26 protein-coding genes are annotated in these 23,945 nt (G+C 62.6%); 7 read left to right on the top strand and 19 right to left on the bottom strand.

Going from position 1 to position 23,945, the window contains the following annotated elements:
* Positions 1 to 3 precede the first annotated feature (3 nt).
* The 3 genes from J5M56_RS00845 to ribBA all read right to left on the bottom strand — a co-directional run bounded on the left by J5M56_RS00845 (position 4) and on the right by ribBA (position 3,487).
* Positions 4 to 921, bottom strand: coding sequence for an ABC transporter permease (locus J5M56_RS00845; protein WP_060479151.1), 918 nt, complete (start codon positions 919 to 921; stop codon positions 4 to 6).
* Positions 918 to 1,943 (bottom strand): ABC transporter substrate-binding protein, encoded by a 1,026-nt coding sequence (locus tag J5M56_RS00840; RefSeq protein ID WP_186476983.1) that lies wholly within the window; start codon positions 1,941 to 1,943, stop codon positions 918 to 920. The genes J5M56_RS00845 and J5M56_RS00840 overlap by 4 nt, the downstream gene beginning before the upstream one ends.
* Before the next feature lie 422 nt (positions 1,944 to 2,365).
* The gene (ribBA, locus tag J5M56_RS00835) at positions 2,366 to 3,487 is read right to left on the bottom strand and encodes a bifunctional 3,4-dihydroxy-2-butanone-4-phosphate synthase/GTP cyclohydrolase II (protein ID WP_060479149.1); all 1,122 of its coding nucleotides are present in this window, start codon (positions 3,485 to 3,487) and stop codon (positions 2,366 to 2,368) included.
* A gap of 78 nt (positions 3,488 to 3,565) precedes the next feature.
* On the opposite strand from ribBA, the gene J5M56_RS00830 reads away from it, so the two are divergent.
* Positions 3,566 to 3,859, top strand: coding sequence for a DUF1330 domain-containing protein (locus J5M56_RS00830; RefSeq protein ID WP_060479148.1), 294 nt, complete (start codon positions 3,566 to 3,568; stop codon positions 3,857 to 3,859).
* Positions 3,860 to 3,949: 90 nt separating this feature from the next.
* Here the strand turns inward: J5M56_RS00830 and J5M56_RS00825 are convergent, their stop codons facing one another.
* On the bottom strand, positions 3,950 to 4,969 hold the full coding sequence (locus J5M56_RS00825) for an alpha/beta hydrolase (RefSeq protein WP_207869092.1): 1,020 nt from the start codon (positions 4,967 to 4,969) through the stop codon (positions 3,950 to 3,952).
* A 145-nt stretch (positions 4,970 to 5,114) separates the two neighbouring features.
* Between J5M56_RS00825 and J5M56_RS00820 the strand changes: the two genes are divergently transcribed.
* Positions 5,115 to 5,999, top strand: coding sequence for a LysR family transcriptional regulator (locus J5M56_RS00820; RefSeq protein ID WP_207869090.1), 885 nt, complete (start codon positions 5,115 to 5,117; stop codon positions 5,997 to 5,999).
* A gap of 23 nt (positions 6,000 to 6,022) precedes the next feature.
* Here the strand turns inward: J5M56_RS00820 and J5M56_RS00815 are convergent, their stop codons facing one another.
* Genes J5M56_RS00815 through purU form a run of 6 tightly spaced genes read right to left on the bottom strand, consistent with a single transcriptional unit; the run spans position 6,023 to position 12,847 of the window.
* On the bottom strand, positions 6,023 to 6,628 hold the full coding sequence (locus tag J5M56_RS00815; protein ID WP_207869088.1) for a sarcosine oxidase: 606 nt from the start codon (positions 6,626 to 6,628) through the stop codon (positions 6,023 to 6,025).
* Positions 6,629 to 6,631: 3 nt separating this feature from the next.
* Positions 6,632 to 9,535, bottom strand: a complete 2,904-nt coding sequence (locus J5M56_RS00810; protein ID WP_207869086.1) for a 2Fe-2S iron-sulfur cluster-binding protein — start codon at positions 9,533 to 9,535, stop codon at positions 6,632 to 6,634.
* Positions 9,532 to 9,837 carry a sarcosine oxidase subunit delta gene (locus J5M56_RS00805; RefSeq protein ID WP_207869084.1) on the bottom strand — a complete coding sequence of 102 codons (306 nt, stop codon included), beginning with the start codon at positions 9,835 to 9,837 and terminating at the stop codon, positions 9,532 to 9,534. The genes J5M56_RS00810 and J5M56_RS00805 overlap by 4 nt, the downstream gene beginning before the upstream one ends.
* A 12-nt stretch (positions 9,838 to 9,849) precedes the next feature.
* Positions 9,850 to 11,091 (bottom strand): FAD-dependent oxidoreductase, encoded by a 1,242-nt coding sequence (locus tag J5M56_RS00800; RefSeq protein ID WP_207869082.1) that lies wholly within the window; start codon positions 11,089 to 11,091, stop codon positions 9,850 to 9,852.
* On the bottom strand, positions 11,073 to 11,984 hold the full coding sequence (gene folD, locus J5M56_RS00795) for a bifunctional methylenetetrahydrofolate dehydrogenase/methenyltetrahydrofolate cyclohydrolase FolD (RefSeq protein ID WP_186476989.1): 912 nt from the start codon (positions 11,982 to 11,984) through the stop codon (positions 11,073 to 11,075). The genes J5M56_RS00800 and folD overlap by 19 nt, the downstream gene beginning before the upstream one ends.
* Positions 11,981 to 12,847, bottom strand: coding sequence for a formyltetrahydrofolate deformylase (gene purU / locus J5M56_RS00790; RefSeq protein WP_060480050.1), 867 nt, complete (start codon positions 12,845 to 12,847; stop codon positions 11,981 to 11,983). Before purU ends, folD begins: the two co-directional genes overlap by 4 nt.
* A 217-nt stretch (positions 12,848 to 13,064) precedes the next feature.
* Here purU and J5M56_RS00785 point away from each other — a divergent pair, with 217 nt between their 5' ends.
* From J5M56_RS00785 to J5M56_RS00765, 5 genes are all read left to right on the top strand, one after another.
* The gene (locus tag J5M56_RS00785; protein ID WP_060480049.1) at positions 13,065 to 13,466 is read left to right on the top strand and encodes a hypothetical protein; all 402 of its coding nucleotides are present in this window, start codon (positions 13,065 to 13,067) and stop codon (positions 13,464 to 13,466) included.
* An 87-nt stretch (positions 13,467 to 13,553) separates the two neighbouring features.
* Entirely contained in the window at positions 13,554 to 13,775 is a 222-nt protein-coding gene (locus tag J5M56_RS00780) for an MbtH family protein (protein WP_060480048.1), read from the top strand.
* On the top strand, positions 13,772 to 14,491 hold the full coding sequence (locus J5M56_RS00775) for an alpha/beta fold hydrolase (RefSeq protein WP_207869080.1): 720 nt from the start codon (positions 13,772 to 13,774) through the stop codon (positions 14,489 to 14,491). Before J5M56_RS00780 ends, J5M56_RS00775 begins: the two co-directional genes overlap by 4 nt.
* Positions 14,492 to 14,548: 57 nt before the next feature.
* On the top strand, positions 14,549 to 15,100 hold the full coding sequence (locus tag J5M56_RS00770) for a hydrolase (protein WP_186476991.1): 552 nt from the start codon (positions 14,549 to 14,551) through the stop codon (positions 15,098 to 15,100).
* A 26-nt stretch (positions 15,101 to 15,126) separates the two neighbouring features.
* Positions 15,127 to 16,179, top strand: a complete 1,053-nt coding sequence (locus J5M56_RS00765) for a DUF1615 domain-containing protein (protein WP_186476992.1) — start codon at positions 15,127 to 15,129, stop codon at positions 16,177 to 16,179.
* 48 nt (positions 16,180 to 16,227) lie between these two features.
* On the opposite strand, the gene J5M56_RS00760 is transcribed toward J5M56_RS00765, so the two are convergent.
* The 9 genes from J5M56_RS00760 to J5M56_RS00720 all read right to left on the bottom strand — a co-directional run bounded on the left by J5M56_RS00760 (position 16,228) and on the right by J5M56_RS00720 (position 23,784).
* On the bottom strand, positions 16,228 to 17,097 hold the full coding sequence (locus J5M56_RS00760; protein ID WP_207869078.1) for a zinc ABC transporter substrate-binding protein: 870 nt from the start codon (positions 17,095 to 17,097) through the stop codon (positions 16,228 to 16,230).
* The gene (locus tag J5M56_RS00755) at positions 17,094 to 17,993 is read right to left on the bottom strand and encodes a metal ABC transporter permease (RefSeq protein WP_060480062.1); all 900 of its coding nucleotides are present in this window, start codon (positions 17,991 to 17,993) and stop codon (positions 17,094 to 17,096) included. The genes J5M56_RS00760 and J5M56_RS00755 overlap by 4 nt, the downstream gene beginning before the upstream one ends.
* The gene (locus tag J5M56_RS00750) at positions 17,993 to 18,739 is read right to left on the bottom strand and encodes a metal ABC transporter ATP-binding protein (protein ID WP_207869076.1); all 747 of its coding nucleotides are present in this window, start codon (positions 18,737 to 18,739) and stop codon (positions 17,993 to 17,995) included. The genes J5M56_RS00755 and J5M56_RS00750 overlap by 1 nt, the downstream gene beginning before the upstream one ends.
* A complete protein-coding gene (locus tag J5M56_RS00745) occupies positions 18,736 to 19,590 on the bottom strand; it encodes a metal ABC transporter substrate-binding protein (RefSeq protein WP_243430434.1) in 855 nt (284 codons plus the stop codon). Before J5M56_RS00745 ends, J5M56_RS00750 begins: the two co-directional genes overlap by 4 nt.
* A 63-nt stretch (positions 19,591 to 19,653) precedes the next feature.
* Positions 19,654 to 20,223 carry a DUF6162 family protein gene (locus J5M56_RS00740; RefSeq protein WP_207869072.1) on the bottom strand — a complete coding sequence of 190 codons (570 nt, stop codon included), beginning with the start codon at positions 20,221 to 20,223 and terminating at the stop codon, positions 19,654 to 19,656.
* An 11-nt stretch (positions 20,224 to 20,234) separates the two neighbouring features.
* Positions 20,235 to 20,555, bottom strand: a complete 321-nt coding sequence (locus J5M56_RS00735) for a hypothetical protein (RefSeq protein ID WP_060480041.1) — start codon at positions 20,553 to 20,555, stop codon at positions 20,235 to 20,237.
* On the bottom strand, positions 20,552 to 21,091 hold the full coding sequence (locus J5M56_RS00730) for a thiamine pyrophosphate-binding protein (RefSeq protein WP_207869070.1): 540 nt from the start codon (positions 21,089 to 21,091) through the stop codon (positions 20,552 to 20,554). Before J5M56_RS00730 ends, J5M56_RS00735 begins: the two co-directional genes overlap by 4 nt.
* Positions 21,088 to 22,281 carry a PepSY domain-containing protein gene (locus J5M56_RS00725; RefSeq protein WP_207869068.1) on the bottom strand — a complete coding sequence of 398 codons (1,194 nt, stop codon included), beginning with the start codon at positions 22,279 to 22,281 and terminating at the stop codon, positions 21,088 to 21,090. Before J5M56_RS00725 ends, J5M56_RS00730 begins: the two co-directional genes overlap by 4 nt.
* Positions 22,282 to 22,449: 168 nt before the next feature.
* Positions 22,450 to 23,784, bottom strand: coding sequence for a SidA/IucD/PvdA family monooxygenase (locus tag J5M56_RS00720; RefSeq protein WP_186476999.1), 1,335 nt, complete (start codon positions 23,782 to 23,784; stop codon positions 22,450 to 22,452).
* Positions 23,785 to 23,945: the final 161 nt, after the last annotated feature.

The raw sequence follows: 23,945 nt of genomic DNA, 5'->3' as shown, positions 1-23,945 counted from the left end.
GGTTTACCTCGCGTTGCCAACCGGGGATTCCGGCTGCAGCTTCAGGTACAGGTAGAAGAGCACCAAGGTGATGACCACCAGCAGTGCCGCGGCGGCGCTGGCCAGGCCCCAGTTGAGGAATGACTGCACCTGCTGAATGATGAATTCAGGCAACATCATGTTCTGCGCTCCCCCAAGCAGTGCAGGGGTAACGTAGTAACCAAGCGACATCACGAATACCATGAGTGCGCCGGAGAACAAACCCGAGCGGCACAATGGCAGGAACACCTTCCAGAAATTGGTCCATGGGCTTGCCCCGCAGATCGAGCCGGCTTGCAGTACCATCGGATCGATGGCGTGCATGGTCGCCTGCAGCGGTAGCACGATGAATGGGATCATGATGTAGCTCATGCCGATCACCACACCGGTCAGGTTGTGCACCATTTCCAGCGGGGTATCGATGATGCCCATTGCCATCAACGCCTTGTTGATCACGCCCGAGCTTTGCAGCAACACCAGCCACGAGTATGTGCGTGCCAGCAAGCTGGTCCACATCGACAGCAGCACGATGTTCAACAGCCAACGGCCCCAGCCCTTGGGCACCAGGGTGATTGCCCAGGCCAGCGGGAAGCCCAGCAGCACGCTGATCAGCGTAACCACACCGGCGACCGAAAAAGTGTTGAACAGCACCCTTGCATAGGCCGAGTTGGCGAACAACTGCTCGTAATTGCCCAGCCCTGGCGTGGGCTCCAGCACCCCGCGCAGCAACAGGCCGACCAGCGGCGCGAAGAAGAACAGGCCCAGGAACAGCAGGGCCGGCAGCAGGTTGCGGCTGCCTTTCCAGCGCTGGCTCAGGCTTGCGCGGCGCGGGGCCGTTCCCGGGGCGCCGGTGCCCGTTGGGGCACCTTGCGCGTTGTGCAGGGCGTTGATGGCGACTTTCATTTGACCAGCCACTCATTCCAACGGGCTGCAATGGCCTGGCCATTCTTCGCCCAGTAAGCAAAGTCCAGGGTGACTTGATCCTGTGCATAGGCGGTCGGCAGGTTCGCAGCGAGGTCTTTGTCCAGCTTGGCCACGCTGTCAAGGTTCACCGGCGCATAGGCGGTCTTGTTGGCGAAGGCGGCTTGGCCCTCGGCGCTGCTGGCGTTGGCCAGGAACTTCATGGCCGCATCTTTGTTCTTCGCGCCTTTGGGTACGACCAGGAAGTCGGCCATGACCAGGTTCTGCTTCCAGCTTACGCCCACTGGCGCGCCGTCCTGCTGCAAGGCATAGACGCGGCCGTTCCAGAACTGGCCGAGGGACGCTTCACCGGAGGCCAGCAGTTGCTGGGATTGAGCACCACCGCCCCACCAGACGATGTCTTTCTTGATGGTGTCGAGTTTCTTGAACGCGCGGTCCAGGTCCAGTGGGTAAAGGTCTTTGGCAGCTACGCCGTCGGCCAGCAGTGCCAGTTCCAGCACGCCAGGGCTTGGCCATTTGTACAGGGCGCGTTTGCCAGGGTAGGTCTTGGTGTCGAACAGCGCGGTCCAGTCGACCGGCTTGTTGGCGCCCAGCTTGCCCTCGTTGTAGCCGAGCACGAAAGAGAAGAAGAACGAGCCCACGCCATGGTCGGAAACGAACCGAGGGTCGATTCTGTCGCGTTTGATTTGGGTGAAGTCCAGAGGTTCGAGCAGGCCTTCGCTGGCGGCACGCAGGGCGAAGTCGGCTTCCACATCGACGACGTCCCATTGCACGTTGCCGCTTTCGACCATGGCTTTGAGCTTGCCGTAGTCGGTAGGGCCGTCCTGCACCACCTTGATGTTGGTGCTTTTGCTGAAAGGTACGGCCCATGCTTCTTTCTGGGCGTCCTGGGTGGTACCGCCCCAGCTGACGAAATTGAGGCTGTCAGCGGCCTGGGTGGCCTGACATGCCAGGGTCAGCAGGCTGGCGGACAGCACTGCGGTTACACGTTTGCTCAACAGCATGGTTACGCCCTCGTTGCTTTTGTTATTCGAGGCGGGGCTTTTGGTGCGCCCGCCAACAGTGTTCGGGGAGCAGCTATTACAAAGTGTCTTAGGGCCGATTGTGATTGTAGGTGCCGGCCTGCAGATTCAAGGTCTACGGGATATCATATTATGGTATTCCAAACTTTTGGCAAGAGGTATGAGGCGACCGGCCATCACTGCGCGCTATGGTAGATGCCGATGACCCGTTGAGAAAACGGGCCTTAACGGCCTGAGCCCAGTTGTCCCGGACAAAGCTGGTCCGACGGGCTGGCGCGGTTTTCATGGCCAGGGTGATCCGAATGTGATCGGGTTCACCCGCGAAAGCGTCGGTCGTTACAGCCTCGCATTCGCGGTTGAACCCGCTTCCACTAGCCCTGGGCACCTCACTTGCCCTGACGTTGTCAGCCCACCAGCCCTGGCTCGAAGGGAATGCTCTGCACTACCTCCAACTCGTAACCGGCAAGCCCCGCGTATTTCAGTGGCGGGCCAAGATGGCGCAGCTTGCCTACGCCCAGGTCCTGAAGAATCTGCGCGCCGGTACCGACCTCCGAATAAACCTTGGTCTGCCCCCGCTGATAAGGCCGCACCGGTTGGGTCAGCTGGGGGACACGTTCGAGCAGGGCCTGGGAAGACTCATGATTGGCCAGGATCACCACAACGCCAGCGCCTTCTTCGGCCACCTTCTGCAGCGCTGCCCACAACGTCCAGTTAGCAGGGCCGGCATATTCGGCGCCGACCAGGTCACGCAGCGGGTCAATCACATGTACACGCACCAGGGTTGGCTGTTCGCGGCGGATGTCGCCCATCACCATGGCCATGTGCACGCCACCCTCGATACGGTCCTCGTAGGTCACCAGGCGGAACGTACCGTGGACGGTCGGCAGTTCACGCTCACCGATACGCTTGATGGTCTGCTCGGTGCTCAGGCGGTAGTGGATCAGGTCGGCGATGGTGCCGATCTTGATGCCGTGTTGCGCCGCGAACACTTCCAGGTCCGGGCGCCGGGCCATGGTCCCGTCATCGTTCAGCACCTCGACAATCACCGACGCCGGGGCGAAACCGGCCAGGCGCGCCAAGTCGCAACCGGCTTCGGTGTGCCCGGCCCGGGTCAGCACGCCACCTTCTCGGGCGCGCAGGGGGAAGATGTGACCAGGCTGTACCAGGTCTTCTGGGCGCGCGTTGGATGCCATGGCGGCAGCCACGGTGCGCGCCCGGTCTGCGGCGGATATGCCTGTGGTGACGCCGGTGGCGGCCTCGATGGACACGGTGAAAGCAGTGCTGAATACGCTACCGTTGGCCGGTACCATTTGCTCCAGCCCAAGGCGTTGACAGTGTTCGTCGGTCAGTGTCAGGCAAATCAGCCCGCGCGCCTGGCGGGCCATGAAATTGATTGCCTGGGCGTCACAGCGCTCGGCGGCGATCAGCAGGTCGCCTTCGTTTTCTCGATCCTCGTCGTCCACCAGTAGGACCATCTTGCCTTGCCGGTAGTCTTCTAGAAGTTCTTCAATGGTGTTGAATGCCATGTTGCACGCTCACTGTGGCGGAGTGATTATTATGGTATACCATCATACACAGATATCTTTGGAACTGGAGAGTAGCGGATGAAGGCTTATTGGATCGCCCACGTCGACGTCACCGACCCCGAGCAATACCAGCAGTACACCCAGCGCGCTCCCGCTGCCTTCAAGGCCTACGGCGGCCGCTTCCTGGCTCGCGGCGGGCGCAGCGAGGCGATGGAGGGGCGGCCCACTCCACAGCGTAGCGTGGTGATCGAGTTCGATTCGTATGAGCAGGCGGTGGCGTGCTACCGGTCTGCGCTGTACCAGGAGGCGTGCAGCCATCGGCAGGGGGTGGCGAAGGCTGAGGTGATCATCGTCGAGGGTTTCGAGCCTTGAGGTAATGCCAGCTTGGCCTTGAACCGGACAATGAGGCCCGGCCTAAGGCCGCTGTTGTCTACGCAATGCTTGGGCGGACATTCGCTGAGGTTATTGCAAATGCACCTTCAGCTCGTTGGCAGCCTGGCGCATGGCCGTTTTGACCGCTGGTACCTGGCTCAGCGGGTTCAGCAGGCCGTAGTCATGGATCATTCCGTTGTAGCGCACCGACGTTACCGTCACACCGGCCGCATCCAGTTTGCGAGCATAAGCTTCACCCTCATCACGCAATACGTCGAACTCGGCGGTTTGTACCAGGGCCGGTGGTAGGCCTTTGAGCTGCTCGCTACTGGCACGAAGCGGCGAAGCGTAGATCTGCTCCCGGGCCTTAGGGTCGGTGGTGTAGTTGTCCCAGAACCACTTCATCATCCCGGTGGTCAGGAAGTGCCCCTCTGCGAACTGCTTGTACGAAGCAGTCTCGAAGCTGGCATCGGTAACTGGCCACAGCAGCAGTTGGAAGCGTAGTGCCGGTGTGCCGGCTTCTTTGGCTTTGAGCGCTACCACTGCCGCCATGTTGCCGCCGACGCTGTTGCCGGCCACGGCCAAGCGCTTGCCGTCGACGCCGATTTCGTTGCCGTGCTCGGCCACCCACTTGGTCGCGGCATAGGCTTGGTTGATCGCCGTGGGGTAATGCGCCTCAGGTGATGGGGTGTAGTCCACATAGACCGCCACCGCGCCAGAGCCGACCACCAGGTCGCGGATCAGCCGCTGGTGGGTCGGGAAGTCGCCCAGCACCCAGCCGCCGCCGTGGAAGAACATGAACACCGGCAGTTCACCCTTGACGTTGGCCGGGCGTACCACCTGCAGCGTGATCGACTGGCCGCTGGCCTGGATGACGTGTTCCTTGACCTCGATGCCGGACAGATCGACCTTCACCGATGCCTGGGCACTTGTTAGCACGGCGCGGGCGTCTTTGGGGCTGAGCTGTTCCAGCGGCTTGCCGCCACCTCGCTCCAGAGCTTCGAGGAAGGCCTGGGTGTGCTGCTCGACACCGGGGCTGCCGGCAGCGAATGCGCTGGACACGGACAGGGCGAGGAGTGAAGCGGTAAGGGTCTTATGGACAATGTTCATCAGCGAATCCTTTTCGTGCATGTGTTGGTAATGGACGTCTGCCTGGCCTCGGATGTCGATCGCCGCGGCCTGCACGTAGATTAAGGAGATGCGCCTGTAGGAAAAAGCCGCTATAAAGCGTTTGACTGTCACCTAGAGCGAGACAATGAACCCCTACGAAGACATGCGCATTTTTGCCCAAGTCATGGAAGCCGGCAGTTTCACCGCCGCCGCCGAGCGCCTGGGCATGTCCAAGCAATCGGTCAGCCGCCGTTTGATGCAGCTCGAAGAGCGCCTTGGCGTTCGCCTTCTCAACCGCTCGACCCGACGCCTGGACGCTACACCCCTGGGCCAGCATTACTACCAGTCGGCGCTGCGCCTGCTGGGGGAGGTGCAGCAGGTGGAGCACGACATCAGCGGCCAGGCCCAGGCCTTGCGCGGCACCTTGCGCCTGAGTGCGCCACTGTCGTTCGCCATGGCGCATCTGGGCTGCGTGCTGACCGAGTTTCTGCAGGTGCATGGGCAGGTGGATGTCGAGGTGGACCTAAGCGATCGCCCGGTGGATCTGATTGGCGAGGGCTATGACTTGGCGCTGCGCATTGGCGCGCTGGAGGACTCCAGCCTGATCGCCCAGCGCATTGCCGCGGTGCAGCGGGTGTACTGTGCCAGCCCGGCGTACCTTGAAGTACGTGGTGTGCCGACCAAGCCGCAGGCGCTTGCCGAACATGATTGTCTGCCCTATGGGCACTCGCGGCAGGTGCAGTGGCAGTTCTGCAACGCCGGCAAAGCGCTAACGCTGCAGGTGACCGGCCGGATGCGAGCAAATAACGGCGAATTGCTCAGGGATGCGGCAATTGCCGGGATGGGGGTCACCTATTTGCCGACCTTCATCGTCGGGCAGGCGCTGGCGGACGGGCGCTTGGTGACCGTGCTGGATGAGTGGGTACCGCCGGCATTACAGCTGTCGGCGGTGTATCCACAGCACCGGCAGGTGGCGCGGCCGGTGCAGGGGTTTGTGCGCTTTTTGCGCGAGCGGCTGACACACCTGTGATACCGCGGAGCGGACAGCGCAGGCTAAAGCATCAGTTCATCCAAACCGACCCACCCGCCATCGAACTCACCCATGGCATCGAGTATCGCCTCTTGGAAATACGCCAGTGACGGCCGGTCGAACAGCAATTGGATTGCTTGCCGTTCAGCACTGCCGACATTCACCACGATCACATTGATTCGCGCCGCCGAAGTCTGCGCCACGGCACCGAACGCAAATGCCTGCAAACGCAGGTCGACCCCGCACACCTTGGCCATCACGGCGCTGCAGTGAACCCCCGACAGCTGCAGCCAGGCATGGCTGTCTTGGCGTGGCAGCAGGTAGTTGCGCCTGGCATCCTGCTGCCAGGCCTGCTCAAGGGCAGCGACGCGCGCGCCCTGGTCGGCCATGCTGCCCAGCAACAGGTACTCGCTGGCAGACAGGCGCGCTACCCAGCTGCCATCGCCCTGGCGCAGTGCCAGGTTGGGCCGCGCAGGCAAGTCGTAGCCATGGGCTTGCAGGTATGCCGCGCTGTCCGCGCCGCGCAACCCAACGCGCGCCAGCTCGGTCAGGTCGGCCAGGGCACAGGTGTTCAACAGCTCGGCAGGGCGCCTGGGCACCTTCAACGCTTCAGTGTTCAAGCTGGTCATGGGTCAGAGTTCCTGGCGCAGGTTGTCGGGATCGTGGAAGGGCAGTTGCACCACTGTTGCATTGACCATCAGTGCGCCTTCAACGCGGATAGGGATGCGCATGCCCGGCGTCGCCTGATGAGCTCCGGCGTAGGCCAGGCCGATAATCTGCCCAAGGGTCTGGGAATACTCGCAGGAGGTGACGTTGCCGCTGATGTCGGGGCCGTCCAGTACCAGGTGGCCTTCCAAGGGCTGCGGGCTACCTTTGGGCAAGGTGAAGCCGACCAGCTTACGCTTGAGTGGCTGCGCTTCAAGGATCTGGATCGAGCGCTTGCCGACGAAGAAGGGCTTCTTGCGCCCGATGGCCCACTGCATGTCGATTTCAGCCGGGTGGGTCATGCCGTCGGTATCCTGGCCGATGATTACGTGGCCTTTTTCAAGGCGCAACAGGCGCTGGGTTTCGACGCCGAAGGGGCGGATGCCCAGCTCACTGCCTGCTAGCATCAGGGCGTCCCAAAGGCGCTCGGCGTGGCGTGCCGGCACGTGTACTTCATAACCCAATTCACCGACGAAGCCGACCCGCAGAATGCGCGCAGTGATGCCCGCCACTGTGCCTGTTCGCACGCCGAGGTACGGGAATGCTTGGGCCGACAGGTCGACATCAGTGCACACCTTTGCCAGCACCTGGCGCGACAGCGGCCCAGCCAGGTTCACAGCAGCCAGTGCGGCAGTGACGTTGGTGATATCCACATCAAGGCGCCACTGCGCGTTCCATTTGAGCATCTGCTGGTAGATGCGGTCGACGCCACTGGTGGTGGCCGTGACATAGAAGTGCTGCTCGGCCAGGCGCGCACAGACCCCATCATCGATCACCACGCCCTGCTCATTGGTCATCAGTGCATAACGGGTGCGACCGATCGCCAGCTTGGCGAAACCGAAGGTGTAAAGGCGCTCTAGCAACTCGGCGGCATCCGGGCCGCGCACGTCTAGACCGCCGAGGGTCGACACATCGATCAGGCCGACCTTTTCGCGCACATGGCGGGCCTCTTCCTGCATGCAGCGTTCGCGGTCTTGTGCCTTGCCGTAGTAGGCCGGGCGCTGCCAGATGCCGGCGGGCATCATGTTCGCGCCCGCCTGCAGATGCCGACGGTGCATCGGTGTCTGCCGGTACGGATCGAAGGCGCGGCCAGCCACGTGTGCCAGCTTCTCTGCCTGGAACGGCGGCCTGGCGGTGGTCACCCCGGTTTCACCGATGCTGCGGCCAGTGGCCTGTGCCACCAGGCGTGCGGTGGGCAGTGCCGAGTGACGGCCCTGAGACGGGCCCATGCCAACGGTGGAGAAGCGCTTGACCAACTGCACGTCGCGGTAGCCGCTGCGGGTTGCATTGACGATATCGCGCACCTGCAGGTCTTCGTCGAAATCGACGAAGTCCTTGCCCTTGGGGTGCGGGAAAATAGGCCAGGGGAAATTGACTTTGGCTTCGGCCACATAGGCCGGCTGTGTCGCAGTTTGCAGCCCCAGTGCCGCAAGCGCCTGCCCGGCGCTGCGCGCGGCGTCGGTGAGCACATTGGCCAGGTGGTGGTGGCCGTTCACCGATCCAGCGATATCCAAACCTTCGGGCAGCTGGCTGATGGTGAACTCGTCACGCTCCACGTCGTAGGCCAGCTTGCCGCCGGCCTGGCACAGCAGCTGGTACACCGGCATGTAGCCGGCGGACATGCACAGCAGGTCGCAGGCCACGCGCAAGCCGTGCTCGCCCACCTTGCCTTGGCCTGTGATCGGGCGAATGTCTACGCCGGTGACGTGGCGCATGCCTGATGCGTGCAGCGCCTCATAGACGGTGCTGCCCAGGTGCAAGGGAATGTTCCGGCGTTTGAGCTCGCTGCCCAGCGCTGGGTCCGCGGGTGCGGCGCGCATGTCGACCACGGCGGCGATGGCCACCCCTTGTTCCTGCAAATCGAGTGCGGCCAGGTAGCCGTCATCGTGGCCGGTGAGGACCACTGCACGCTGCCCGGGCTTGACGGCGTAGAGCTTCATCAGCCGTTGTGCCGCACTGGTCAGCATCACTCCAGGCAGGTCGTTGTTGCGAAACACCACGGGCTGGTCGAAGGACCCGGCTGCCACGACGCAACGCTTGGCCCGTACTTTGTACAGGCGCTTGTGGCGGATGACCGGCAAGTAGTGGTCGGTAAACCAGCCATTGCAGGTGGCCTCGCACAGCACCTCAATGTTCGCGTGCCCCTGCACGGCGGCCAGCAGTTCATGGCGCACGGTGGCGGCGCGGGTGCCGGCGATGTCGAAGCGGGCGTAGGTCAGCGAGCCCCCTAGCACCGGCTGTTGCTCGATCAGCAACACCTTGGCCCCGCCATTGGCGGCATCCAGGGCCGCGCGCAGGCCGGCCGGGCCGGCCCCGATGACGGCGACATCGACGAATAGATAGGCCTTGTCGTAGTACTGCGGCTTGAACCCCAGATTCAGCACGCCCAGCCCAGCTTTCTTGCGAATCAAAGGCTCCCAGACCTTCCACATCCCTTTGGGCTTGTAGAACGAGCGGTAGTAGAAGCCCACCGGCATGAAGCGCGAAAACTTGCCCAGGTAAGCGTCGCGATCGTGCTCCAGGCTTGCGTTGAAGTTCTGCCCGGCAACCACCAGGCCGTCTTCGGCGGCCTGCATGTCGGCCAGCACATTAGGCTCATCGGGGAGCTGCACGAGGGTGTTGGCATCTTGGCCGGCCATGCTCAGTGGACCGCGGGGGCGGTGATATTTGAACGAACGTGACAGTAGCCAGCGGCCGTTGCCCAACAGCGCGCTGGCAATGGTGTCACCGGCAAACCCTTGATATGGCTGGCCGTCGAATTCAAAACGCAGGGGCAAGTTGCGGTCGATCAACAGGCCCATGGGCGCGGGGAGGCGAGTGTGGTTGTTCATCCGGTGATCTCCGGGGTAACGACAGGGGCGAAGTCGACGCGGCGGTCGAACAGCGTTTGCGGATCGAAGGTGCGCAGCACCTGGTCGGTGACGGTGTGGCGTTCGGCCAGGAACCAGTAGCTGGAGGCATTGTGCAGCCACCATTCCACGACCACGCCGGCCAGGTTGGCGCTGTTGAATACGTAGTCGGCCCATTGCGCATCGGTGCAGCTTGCAGGGTCAGGCATCGCCTTGTACTCGCCGCCATAGGTGAACTCGCTGATGTTGCGCGGGCCGTTCAAGGGGCAGGTCAGGATCTTCATCGTCGTGTGCTCCTAGTGGCTGGCCGCAGTGGCGCCCATTTCGTTGACTTGCTGGAAGCGGCTGAAGCGTTCCAGAGCAAACGGCGCGATCAGCTCGGGCACCTTACCGCCACTGGCCACCAGCTCGGCCATGGTCTTGCCGCAGATGGGCGTGGCCTTGAACCCCCAGGTGCCCCAACCGGCGTCCAGGTAGTAGTTGTCCACCGGTGACAAGCCCATGATCGGGCTGTAATCGGGAGTCATGTCGGTCATCCCGGCCCACTGGCGCATCAGCTTGGCGTTGGCCATGAACGGGAACATTTCGATGGCGTGGGCCAGCAGGCTTTCCTTGAGGTCGAGGGTCGAGCGGGTGTTGTACAGCGGGTAGGGGTCGGAGCCGCCGCCGAAAACGATTTCGCCCCGGCTGGTCTGTTGCACGTAGCAGTGCAGCGCCGATGAGCTCACCAATGGGTCAAGGAATGGCTTGAACGGTTGAGTGACCATGGCCTGCAGTGGGTAGGTATGGATCGGCGCACGGATGCCGGCCTTGGCCATCAATAGCGAACTGGCACCGGCCACGGCCTGCACCACACAGCCGCACTGCACGGTACCGCGGTTGGTCTTCAGCGCTTCGATCCGGCCATGGCGGATGACCAAGTCCTGGACTTCGGTGAGCTGATGAATCTGCACCCCGCGCTTGGCCGCTTGCTTGGCATAGCCCCACGCCACCGCATCGTGCCGAGCAGTGGCGCCGTCCATATGCCAAAGCCCTGCGAGCACCGGTAGGTGCCCAGGGTCCAGGTTCAGGCTCGGTACCAGCTCGCGGATCTGCTGGCGATCGATCATTTCGCTGCGCCCGCCGAAGTGCTTGTTGACCTCGGCGCGCTGGCGGAACGCGCGCACCGTGGCGTCGGTGTGCGCCAGGGTCAGCTGCCCACGCTCGGAGTACATGATGTTGAAATCGAACTCGTTGGACAGGTCCTGGAACATCCGCACCGATTCTGCGTAGAACCGCACCCCTTCGGATGTCAGGTAGTTCGAGCGGATCACCGCGGTATTGCGCGCGGTGTTGCCGCCGCCCAAGTAGGCTTTTTCCAACACGGCGATGTTGGTCACGCCGTGGTATTTGGCCAGGTAGTAGGCGATGGCCAGGCCATGGCCGCCGCCACCGATGATCACCACGTCATAGCGCGGCTTGAGATCGCACGGTGGCGGCAGGTCGACCTCCACCGGGTAGTCGGCGCTCAGGCCGTACTTCAGCAGGGCGAAAGGCATGAGGTGCGCTCCTGGTGGGCGGCCTGTTGTTGCAGGTCGAGGGCAAGCAGTGTGTTTTTCATCAGGTAGGCGATGGTCATTGGGCCGACCCCGCCGGGTACTGGGGTGATGGCGGCCACTTGCGTCAGCGCGGCGGCAAGGTCGACGTCACCGACCAGACGACTTTGGCCGGCTTCTTCAATGCGGTTGATGCCGACATCAATGACTACCGCCCCTGGCTTGAGCCAATCGGCACCGATCAAGCGTGGCTTGCCCACTGCGGCGACGACGATGTCGGCCTGGCGGCACAACGCCGGCAGATCGTGGCTGCGTGAGTGCACCATGGTCACCGTACAGTCGGCCTGAAGCAGCAGCGCAGCCATGGGTTTGCCGACGATGTTCGAGCGGCCGACCACCACCGCATGCTTGCCGCGCAGCTCGCCACAGGCATCGCGCAGCAAGCGCATGCAGCCACTGGGCGTACAGGGCGTCAGCACATCGCGGCCCTGGGCCAGGCCCCCTACATTGGCGCTGTGAAAGCCGTCCACGTCCTTCAAAGGGTCGATGGCCTGGAGGACGCGGTGTTCGTCAATATGCCCAGGTAATGGCAACTGCACGAGAATGCCGTTGATTTCCCTGTCCCGGTTGAGGCGCTCGATCAGGGCCAGCAAATGGGCCTGGGAGGTATCGCCGGGCAGGCGGTGTTCCAGGGAGCGAATGCCGACTTCCTCGGCCCGTAGCACCTTGTTGCGAACATAGACCTGGCTGGCTGCGTCGCAGCCGACCAATACCACCGCAAGGGCCGGCTGTACGCCTGCTTGACGCAACGCCTGCACCTGCTCGCCGACCTCGGCCAGCACCCGTTTTGCAGTCGCCTTGCCGTCTATCAGCTTGATGCTGGGGATGGCGTTCATTTGAAGATCACCGTGCGGTCGTGGTTCAGGAACACCCGATGCTCAAGGTGGTACTTGACCGCTCGTGACAAAGCGATGGTCTCGGTGTCGCGGCCGATGGCCACAAGGTCGTCGGGAGCGTAGGCGTGGTCTACGCGTTGCACTTCTTGCTCGATGATCGGGCCCTCGTCCAAGTCGCTGGTGACGTAGTGGGCAGTGGCGCCAATCAGCTTGACCCCGCGCTGATAGGCTTGGTGATAAGGCTTGGCACCTTTGAAACCTGGCAGGAACGAGTGGTGGATATTGATCGCGCGGCCCGACAGCTGCCGGCACAAGTCATCGGAGAGGATTTGCATGTAGCGCGCCAGCACCACCAGTTCTGTACCTGTGTCCTCGACAATGCGCATCAGTGCCGCTTCCTGCTCGGCCTTGGTCTCTTTGCTTACGGGCAGGTAGACGAAGCGAATACCCTGACGCTCGGCCATCGGACGCAGGTCCAGGTGGTTGGACACCACGGCGGTAATCTGCATGTCCAGCTCGCCCTTGGCGTGCCGGTAGAGCAGGTCTGCCAGGCAGTGGTCGAACTTGCTGACCATCAACAGTACCCGCAACGGCCGGGCGCTGCTGTGCAGGCTCCAGTCCATGGCGAAACGTTGCGCCACATCGGCAAACCCTGCTTCCAGTTGCGGCGTATCCCCCTGGACGTTGGTGTTGTAGCGGAACACCGCGCGCATGAAGAAACGCCCATTGTCCTCGTCGTCGAACTGCGCCATCTCGCTGATGTAGCAACCGTGCTCGGCCAGGTAAGTGGTTACCGCGGCGACGATTCCGGACACGGCCGGGCAACTGACGCGCAGGATGAAATGATCAGGAGCGGGGTGCATGTGGGGTAGGCCTCGTGATGAATTGGGGCAGGTCGGGGCACAAGAGCACAAAAGAGGGTGCAGCTGGCGATCATGTTTCTTGATGGGAATATAAGTTTCTCTTGGGCGATTTATAGGCGAAGCGCGGGCGCCAGGTCCAGTGTTTTGTGAAATTTTTTATCCTGGGAGGAATTTTTTTTGCGCCGACGCGGTGGTATCAACCGGCTATGCTTGAACCATGACTATGTCCATCCCACTTCGCCAACCGTGCCCGCCTGGCGTCTGTGACTGCGGCCGTGAACAGCTGGTCGAGCAGCCAGCAGCGGCCCAGCGCATCCTGCTGCTGACCCGGCAGGAGGAAAAGCGTCTGATCGAGCGCCTCGAGCAGCTCAAAGACCTCGCTGACCTGCACCACCTGCAATCGAAGATGTACCAAAACCTGGGTATCCGAGTGCGCATCAGCCCTGGCCTGAACGAGGTGCGCACCATGCGTGGCATCGCCATAGAGCTGGACGAGCAGCCTGGCCTTTGCCGCAAGACCCGGCAGTCGATACCGGCTGCGATTCGCCGTGGCCTGGAGCGCAATCCAGAAGTGGCGTTCCGCTTGCTCGATGCCCATGACTTGCTCAGGGACGCATGAAGCTAATTTTTCCGCAGCGCGCTACGTCTACCTGAGAACCTGCCTGCGCCAGGCGCGCAGCGGCACCCTCACTCAAGGAGACAGGCAATGACTTCCGTATTCGACCGCGACGATATCCAGTTCCAGGTAGTGGTCAACCACGAAGAGCAATATTCCATCTGGCCAGACTACAAGGCTATCCCTGAAGGCTGGCGTGCAGTGGGCAAGCGCGGCCTGAAGCAGGAATGTCTGGCGTATATCGACGAAGTATGGACCGACATGCGCCCATTGAGCCTGCGCAAGCAGATGGCCGAAGCCGCCGCCCAGTGACCGCCATCAATCTGCTTTGCCTGCCTTATTCGGGCGCAAGCGCCATGGTCTACAGCCGCTGGCGGCGCAAGCTGCCGGCTTGGCTGCAAGTGCGTCCTGTGGAACTGCCAGGCCGTGGCACGCGCATCGGTGAGCCGCTGCAGACTGACATGCAAGGGTTGGCCCGGCAGTTGGCCAATGAACAGCGCATGCTCGCCCATGCCCCTTATGCGCTGCTCGGCCACAGCATGGGCGCGCTGCTGGCATTTGAACTGGCTCACGAACTTCAGGCGCTGGGCAGCCCGCTACCCTTGGCGTTGTTTGCCTGTGGCACCGCAGCGCCTACACGGCGCGAGGATTACGATGGCAACAACTGGCGTGCGCCCAAGAGCGACGATGAGCTCAAGCAGGACCTGCGCGAACTCAACGGCACCCCGCCGCAGGTGCTGGAAAACGCCGAACTGATGAGCCTGACCTTGCCCGTCCTGCGCGCCGACTTCCTGCTCTGTGGCCGCTACCGGTATCGTCACCGGCCAGCCCTGCAATGCCCATTGCATGTGCTCGGGGGCGAGGCAGATCGGGCCAGCGAGGCGCAGCTGCAGGCCTGGCGGCAGGAAACCTGTGCAGCGTTTTCGTTGCAGATGTTCCCGGGAGGCCATTTCTTCATCCACGAACACGAGGATCAGGTGCTCGGGGCCATTACCCAGGCCCTTGAAGGGCAGAGGCCGTCTGCCTGATTGACGGCGCCGTTTGCCTGGGGGAGGCTAGGCCTTTTCCCAGGTAAGGGGCAGATAATGCTGATCGAACATCACCGGGCCACATTGCTGGTCGTCGACATCCAAGAGCGGCTCATTGGCGCCATGAGTGACCCGCAGGGCATGCGTGATCGCGCTCATTGGTTGCTGGCTGCCTGCGCCGACCTGGCATTGCCCGTGGTGATTTCCGAGCAATACCCCAAAGGTTTGGGCCCGACCTTGCCAGCACTTCTGGCTGCGGCCCCGGCCGCAGAGGTGGTGGAAAAAAGCCATTTCTCCTGCGTGGCCGCCGGTTGCCTGCCGGCCAGCCTGATGGCCCGGGAGCAAGTGATCGTCTGTGGCATGGAAGCCCATGTCTGCGTGCTTCAGACCGTGCTTGGCCTGCTGGGCTGCGGTAAGCAGGTATTCGTGGTCGAGGATGCCTGCGACAGCCGTACGCCAGCCAACAAGGCGGCCGGCCTTGCGCGCATGCGTCAGGCCGGCGCACAGCTGGTGACCCGAGAAATGGTGCTGTTCGAGCTCATGGGCAGTGCCAGCCATCCGCAGTTCCGCCACATCAGCAAGACCTATATGGTCGGAGAACAGCCCTGAACCGGCGGCTATGGGCGGCCGGGCTGATGGCTTTGGCGCTGCTGCAGGGCTGCGCCGGGCGCCGTGAGCAAGCGCCCGAAGCCGATCCAGCCGAGGTGCGCGCTCAACTGATGCGCCTGTTGCCGGCACAGGCCAAAGACCGAGAGGGCTGGGCGAAAGATATCCAGACCGCTTTCCAGGCCCAGCGCATTTCGCCCAGCAAGAGCAACCTGTGTGCGGTGCTGGCGGTGACCGAGCAGGAGTCGACCTTCAACGCAGACCCGCAGGTGCCTAACCTGGGGCGCATCGCCCGCGGCGAAATCGACCGCCGCGCTGCGCGCCTGCATATCCCAGGCATGCTGGTGGACGCTGCGTTGAACACGTCTTCGGGCAATGGCCAAAGCTATCAACAGCGGCTGTTGGCCGTCCGTAGCGAGAAGCAACTGAGCGCACTTTACGACGAGTTCATCGCCCGCCTGCCATTGGGCAAAACCTTGCTCGGCGGCTTGAACCCGGTGCACACCGGCGGGCCCATGCAGGTCAGCATCGATTTCGCTCAGAAACACACCCAAGATTATCCTTATACCTACAGCGGGACGATTCGTCAGGAAGTGTTCACCCGCCGAGGTGGCATGTATTTCGGCATTGCTCACTTGCTGGGCTACCCGGCGCATTACGAGCGGCAGTTGTACCGCTTCGCTGATTTCAACGCAGGGTGGTATGCAAGCCGCAATGCCGCGTTCCAGGCAGCCTTGAGCAAGGTCACGGGGATCACGTTGGCGCTGGACGGTGACTTGATCGCCCCAGGCTCGATCATGCCGGGCAGTACCGAGCAGGCGGCACGCAAACTGGGGCGCAAGCTTGGGTTGCGTCATCCTCAGATCCGCAGCCAGCTGGAGCTCGGTGACAGCCTGGCGTTCGAGGACAGCCAGCTGTACAGCGGGGTCTTTGCCATGGCCGATGCGGCCGCAGGTAAGCCATCAGCGCGGGCCATCCTCCCTGGGATCGAACTCAAAAGCCCCAAGATCACCCGCAAGCTGACCACCGCCTGGTTTGCCGGGCGCGTGGATGAACGCTATCAGCGCTGCATGAAGCGCTAGAGTGAACTGGCCTGCTCAAGGGTCAATCCCTGCGAGCAGGCCAGTGCGTCATCCTGCGTCCAGCGCGGTGACGACCTGTTCGACGCTGGCCTTAAGCCCAGCCACAGCGTCTTGCGGGTCACTCTCGACCACCAGCAGTTTCGCCCCGGCCGCCTCGATCACCTGCATAAGCGCCGCCTCTGGCTGGCGATGATCCAGCACCAATACCACATCCTGCCCTTGAAGGTTCTCACGCAGGGCCTCCAGCGCCTTTGCGTCCCACTTGCCGTCGGCCGGCAACGGTTGCTCCACCACATCCAGGTTCAAGCCACTGGCCAGATACCCCAGGCGCTCGGACAAGTTGACCACACTCAGGTTGTCGGCCTGGGCCAGTCGCGTCTGGCTGCTGGCAGTCATCTCCAGTAGTTGTCGCTTGAGCCCGGCCAGGTTGCTTTGGATCCTGTTTTTGTCGGCGGGTGCCAGGCGCTCCAGGTCATTGGCCAGCACATCGGCCATACGCCCAAGGTTGGTCGGGTTCAGCCAGGGGTAGCTCGCATAGGCGTCATCGCCGCTTATGGCGATACCCGGTAGCGCACCATCGACCGGCCGCGCCGCATCGATCTCGACGATGCGAATGTTGCTGCGCCGGGCCATTGGATACAGCGGGTCGTCCCGCCAGATAGAGCGCACGCCGATGACCGCGTCTGCATGCTGCGCGGCTCTGGCCAAAGCAGCAGCACCTCGGCTGCTGAAATACGCAGGTTGACGGCTGGCCGGCAGGTTGGCCGGGGCGGCCCGCTTGAGCTGTACTTCTGTGCCCTCGAGCAGGGCGCTGGCCAAACTGTGGGTCACCGGCAGGGTGGTCAGCACTTCAGTGGCCGTAGCGTAGACAGGCAGGCCGGCCAGGACGACGGCCAGGGTCAGGTGTTTGAAGTTCATGCCGGGTTTCCTTGCAGGCGTGGAACGAGGGCGCGAGCCAGTGCGGCTAGGGCGAAGCACATGCCTGCGACCAGAATGATCGCCGCGCCCGAGGGCACCGGCAGGTCGAGCATGATCGGCAGCAGAATGCCAAGCAGGGTGCTCAGGGTGGCAATCAGCATCGATATGAAGAAAAAGCCCTTCAGTGACTGGCTGACCAACCGTGCCGCCGCCGCCGGTATGACCAACAGCGCACCGACCAGAATGGCGCCGATCACCTTGACCGAAGCCACGGTGACCAGGGTGACCAGCACGACGAACAGATAATCCAGGGTCTTCACCGCCACCCCACGCACTGCTGCCAACTGCGGGTTGAAACTGGCCAGCATGATGCGGTTGTAAAGCGGCACCGCCAGTGCCACCACCAGCACCGCGACGATGCCCAGCACCATCAGGTCTTGAGCGCTGACGGTCAGCACCGACCCGAACAACACGTTCTCGAGAATATGCACGTTGATTTTGCCAGCCAGCATCAGCAACAGGCTGGCGCCAAGGGCCAGCGACACCGATAGAAAGACGCCGATCAGCGTGTCTGGTGACAGCCCCGTGCGGTTGCGCAGGAAGTTGAGCAAAATGCCGAACAGCAGACAGTAGCCGAACAGGCTGCCATATGGGCCGGTGTAGGGTTCGCCGAGCAGGATGCCGATAGCGACCCCGGTGAGTGCGGCGTGGCCGACTGCTTCGGAAAAGAACGCGAAGCGCTTGACCACCACCAGGGTACCCAGGCCTCCGAGCACCGGGCCGATCATCAAGCCAGCCAGCAAGGCATTGATCACGAAACCATAAGCCAAGGCCTGGGGCAGGTAACCGGCTTCGGCCCAGGCCTGAATCAGTTGGCGCAATGCTTCGAAGCTCATCATACAGGGCGCTCGCTGCGAGGGTGAACAGAGAACAGGCCAAGCAGGCGCTCCGGGGTCAGCGCCTGGGCCGGCGGGGCATCGAACAGCACCTGGCGGTTCAGCCCGGTGACTCGGTCGGCCAGGCGCAGCACAGCTTGCAGGTCATGTTCGATCCACAGCACCGTGGTGCCGGCCTGGCGCCAGCCATGCAGCAGTTGTTCGAACACCTGAATGCCTGCCTCGTCGAGCGCCGACATCGGCTCGTCGAGTACCAGCAGCTGCGGCTCGGGAATCAGGCCTTGGGCCAAGAGCACGCGTTGGCGCTCACCGCCAGACAAAGCGCCCATGCGCCGCTTGCGCTTGTCGAGCATACCAACACGCTCCAGCGCCGCATCGATCGCCGGTTTTGCCCTGCGCGACAGGCCAAGGAAGGCCGGCCGCCGCTGGCACATGGCTGCCATGAAATCATCCACGGTCATCGGTAGCCCGCGGTCGAACTCCAGTGCCTGCGGCACGTAGCCGATCACCTGGTGAGCACTTGGCCAATGCAGCGCCAGCTGGCCTTGATGGGGCATCTGCCCGAGCAGCGTCTTGATCAATGAACTCTTGCCGCCGCCATTGGGGCCGACGATGGCGTGCACGCTGCCAGGGGCAACGTTGAACTGCACCTGCTGAAGAATGCGGGTGCGGCCCAAGGTGAGGTCGATGCAGGCGAATTCGATGCCCGGCCCTGTAGGGACGGTCAGGTTGGCCGCGGCGGTCATGTGCGGTTCTCCTCGATGGCCCGGACCACGGTGTCGAGGTTGCGCTTCATCTCTATTTCATACTTATCCTGGGTATATTCACCGTAGGAAATGTGAGTGAGTGGATAAAGGCGTACGCCGGCCTCCCGTTGAATGGTTGCAACATAAGCCGAGGGGAAGTCCATTTCCGAGAAGATCACTTTTACGTCCAGGGCCTTGAGCTGATCGATGGTTTTCTTCAGTTGCGCAGGGCTGGGTTCGATCCCGTGGGCGGGTTCTACTACAGCCGTGACCTCCAGGCCGAAGTCGCGTACTAGGTAGTCGTAGGCGGCGTGGATGGTGGCCACGCGCAATGTCGCCGAAGGCGCTTGGCTGACCTTGGCCAGGGCTTCTGCGCGCAAAGCGCGCAGGCGCTTGGCATAGGCGCGGGCGTTCTGCGTGTAGAACTTGGCGTTGTCGGGGTCGAGCTTGCCCAGCTCGCGAGCGATGTTGTTGACCTGAGCAATGGTGGTGCTGATCGACAGGAAGGTATGCGGGTTGACCACCTTGCCGGCGCCACGCGCGGCAATGCCCGTGGCCGCCAGCAGAGGTACGTTGCGGTTGGCCTCTATGGTCGTGACATCGGGTTTTTCGCTGGCCGCGATCATTCGGTCGGCGAAGTCGTCATGACCTACGCCATTGAGAACCACCACATCCAGAGTGCCGATGCGCTTGATGTCCTCGGCGCGCGGCTCGTAGGCATGGGGGTTGAAACCTGCGGGGATCAGCGGCACCACTTCGGCTTTGTCACCTACGATATTGCTGACATAGCTGTAGTACGGGTGCAGGGTTATACCGATACGCAGCGGCTGGCCGGGAGCGGCCAGGGCCATCGCTGGCAGGGCCAAGGCCAAGAGCAGGGCGAAGGTTCTACGAAGCATGGGCAGTCCTTGGATTCAGTGACGGTGTTCGCGGGTGACCCCGGCGTCGTAATGGCTGACCACTTGCTGCCAGCCGGCGGCGATCAGTGCCGCTTGGCCGAGGTCATCGGGAAGCGTGGTGGCGCTGTCGCGGCGCAACCAGACGTCGACCTCAGCACCGTTGGCCTCGGGCAGGATCAGCAGGAAGCTGCCGGCCACCTCCGGCGTCTGGCTCAGGCCAAGGTAGGTAGCGTTCGGCAACAAATGCCAGCGATGTTCGCCGCGGCTCTGGCTGCCGACATCGACCACGAACGGCGGCAGGCCTTCTTCAGCCAATGCGGCGACGCTGGGAATGGCGCCGCTTTCTTCGCGCATCAGCTGGATTTCGTCGAAGGCCACCCGCAAGTCGGTGTAGATCCCTTGTTCGGCAGCCGTCAGGTCGCGGCGTGCATCGATCTGATGGCTGGCGATGGTCTGTTCGTCTATCCGCTCGCCACGCAGTGCCACCACACTGGCGGCAAGGGCGACGATCAGCAGGCTGACCAGCAGTACATAGAGGGTTTCATGCCCGGCACCTGCCGGGCGTACCACCTGGGTATGGCGCATGGCAGGGCAGCTCATGGCGGCGTGATATCGGCGTGGTCGACTTCCACGACATGGCCGGGGCCTGCGTCGAACAGCACGTAGAACTCGCCGTCCGGGCGTTTGAAGGTGAGGCTGGAGTCGTCACCGAGTTTGCCGCCGACCAGTACCTGCTCGTCATAGCCGATCACATCGAGGGTTACCCCCGGCGCACCACTGCCATCGGAAAATCCGCCCGTGCATTTGACCTGGCCGCCGGCAACTTCCTCGCATTCGCACATCGGGTTGTGGGCCAGGGCGGGGCCTGCTGCGATGGCCAGTAGAGGCAGGGCGAGCCTGCGCATCAAGGTGTTCATGGGGTGCCTCCTTGTTTTTCGAGCCAGGCCACAGTGGCCGGCGAAGCCTGTGCCAACGGGACGGATGCCTGGTGCAGGCTGCCGTCCCAGCCTTCGAGGGTGATCCAGATTTGCGCATCGGTGCGGGTGCGCGGTGGGATGGGGAGGTTGGTGATCATCCTGTACGGTGCTCCGAAGAAAATTGTGCCGGCGGTACGCAGGCTGCGTGGCTTGCCGATGCGCAGGTAAACCGCCTTGACCTCATTCACACATGCCTTGCACAGCGCCGCGTTGAATAGCTTGAAATGCCCTGCGGGGCCGTCTGCGCGGGGTGCTTCGTCGCGCAGCTCGGCCAGGTCAAGGCTGTAGGGGCCGACCTGGATACCTGAGACGGGGTTGGCACCCAGACCTGCGTCGCCGCGCAGCAGCTTGGCGTCAGCGAAGTATTTGGGCATGAAGCCCAGCGGAATGAGAATGAGCAGAATGTTCAGGTGGAAGCGCCACTTGTGCCACCACTGCTTGACTGGGTGGGTGGGCAATGCGTTGGCCGGGTTCATGGGCGCGCCTCCAGGGCGGTTTCACGGTGCGCGCCGCCCGTGGCGCGCTCACTGCGCTTGAGTGCGGCTGCGGTGGCTTGGGCAGTGCGCTTGGTCCAGATCAGCAGGCCGCTGAAGACCATCAGGGTCAGCACCAGGCCGAAGAAGAACCAGATCAGTTTGATCGGCAGCCCACCAAAATCTCCGGTGTGCAAAGGCCGCATGGATTCGGTGACGAACTCCAACGCCGAGCGGTCGCTGAGCAGGAACTGACTGTCGACCTGGCGGGTATAAGGGTTGACCGAGGCGCTTTGGAACATCAACGGGTACCAGCCGCGCCCGCCCATTTCGATGTGGCTGTAGGCAGTGGCTGGTAGTGAGACGGAGGTGATATCCAGGCTGGGAATGGCCAGGCCGGCAATGCGCGCGGCTTCGTCCAGGTCGATGCGTGGCGCCGGGCTGCCGTCGAGAGTCTGCGGCACCTGCTCACGGGCGATCACTGGTACGATCGGCTCGCTTGAGATGGTGATCTGGTTGTCGAAGAGAATGGCCCGGATGAGGAACCAGATGCTGGTGATGGAGATGACGGCGATGAACCAGATCGACCACACGCCGGCCAAGCGGTGCAGGTCGCCCCAGAAAATGCGCGGGCCGTGGCCAGTGCGCAGCGGTTTGAAGAAGCCTTTCCAGAACTTCTTGTACACCACAAGGCCCGTGACCAGCGACGCCAGCATCGGTAGCCCCAACAGCGAAACCATGTACCAACCCCAGCTGAAGCCGTTGGTGAAAGGCACCAGCCACCAGCCATGCAGGGCGCGGGTGAAAGCTTCGAAGTTGAAGTCCGGCATCTTGCCCTGGATGGCGCCGGTGTAAGGGTTGACGTACAGCATGGGGCTCGAGCCATCGGGGTAGGTGACCCGCGCCGTGACGGCGAAGTGTGAACCGTCGGGTTGGCTGAGGGTGTTCACTGCCATGTCAGGTTCTGCCTGGTGCAAGGCGTCGAGCACCTGCTGAAAAGTCAGACGTTCGGCGTTGTCGTCAGGTTTGCTGGCACGCACGTCTGGGTTTGCCAGCCAGACGAGTTCTTGGCTGACCACGGCCAGCATGCCGGTGAAGCAGACGATCAGCACGAAGAACCAGATCGGCAGGGCGAGCCAGCTGTGGACCAGGAACCACAACTTAGACTTGGATTTTTTCGGTGATTTTGCCATCGGTCAGTCTTCTGAAATAGGGGGCGAACACAGGCCCAACCAAAAAGGGCTGCTCTTCAAAAGACGAATGAGAATGAAAATCCTGAAGCATTAAGTGCAAGTAAATGTTTCAGGAGCGGCACAGCTCGACGGGGCTGCTGTAGGCCCCGTCGAGGTTGGATGGGGCGATCAGGCGCTGGTGAGGGCGACGGCGGGCTGGGGGGTGCCCCGCTGATGTGCCAAATCGCGGTAGAGCGCTTGGCCGATCTCAGCGGCACGAGAGGGCAGTACCGACAGCAGGGTGTCGCTCAAGCCATGGCTGCTCTCACAGAACCCTTGCAGATAGACGCAAGCCTGCATGTCGGGGCTGCTTAGCACTCGGTAGTGACGGTCGACGGCAAAGTCTTGCACGTAGTCTGCCAGCGGGGCCAAGAGTTCGCGGTGCGAGCGGCGCTCGTAGCCTGTGGCGAGTATCACCGCATCGTAGCGGTGAGTCTGGTGCTGGCCGGTAGCCAAGTCACGCAGGGTAAGCTCGATACCGTCGCGGGTGGCCACTACCGCTTCCACCTGGCGCCGACACAAGACATTGTGGCGGAATTGGTGGGCGACTTTCTGGCGGTAGAGAATGCCGTAGATCCGCTCGATCAGGTTGAGATCGACCACTGAGTAATTGGTGTTGTGGTATTCGCCAAGCAGCTTGGCGCGCTGGTCGGCAGGTTCATTGAAGACCAGGTCGGTGTAATCGGGTGAGAAGATTTCGTTGACGAATGGGCTGTCGTCGGCCGGCTTGAGGGCAGAACCGCGCAGCACCATGTCGACTTTGACTGATGGGTAGCTGTCGTTCAGGTCGATGAAGGCTTCAGCAGCGCTCTGACCCGAGCCGATCACGGCGATACGCATGGGTTGGCCTGCCGAGCACGGCAGTTTGTCGAGGCTGCTCAGGTATTGAGAGTGGTGGAAAACCCTTGGGTCGTCTTTGAATGCACCGAATTTCTCGGGAATCTTCGGCGTGCCGCCGCTCCCTACCACTACGGCGCGGGTGCGCCGGCTCATCTCGCGGCCCTGGGCGTCGCGTGAAATCAGGCGCAAGTGCTCCACACGCCCCGCGTTGAGCTCAGGCTCGATACGCAGCACCTGCTCGCCATACACAGCCTGATCAGCAAATTGTTCGGCCGCCCAGCGCAGGTAGTCGTTGTACTCCAGGCGGCAGGGGTAGAAGGTGCCGAGGTTGATGAAATCGGCAAGGCGTTGCTTATGGTGCAGGTAGTTGACGAAGCTGTAAGGGCTGGTGGGGTTGCGTAGCGAAACCAGGTCCTTGAGGAACGAGATCTGCAATTCACTCTGGGTCGCCAGGGTTTCGCCGTGCCAGCGGTAATCCTTCTGCTTGTCGATGAACAGTGCATCCAGGGCATGGCCCTGGCTCTGGGCGAGTTCTTCCAGGGCGATGGCCAAGGCCAGGTTGGACGGGCCGAAGCCCACGCCGATCAGGTCCTTGATAGTTTCCGGGTGTGCAGGCTGGCTCATGGCTGCGATTCCATATGGGTCGAATGTGGGCGCATGCCGGGCTACGGCGCCTGCGCTGGTACATTGGGTGGAACGAGCCAGCGAAAGGGGAATTTACTGCCAAGGCGCCTGCCTGTGGCCGGTAGCGTCTCAAGCTCTGGCGATGCCTGCCGATAAGCCGG

This window comes from Pseudomonas sp. 51_B, from assembly GCF_017491595.1.
GTDB classification, from domain to species: domain Bacteria; phylum Pseudomonadota; class Gammaproteobacteria; order Pseudomonadales; family Pseudomonadaceae; genus Aquipseudomonas; species Aquipseudomonas promysalinigenes.
Note: the sequence above shows the minus strand (reverse complement) of the source record. Positions and strands in the feature narration are given on the sequence as shown.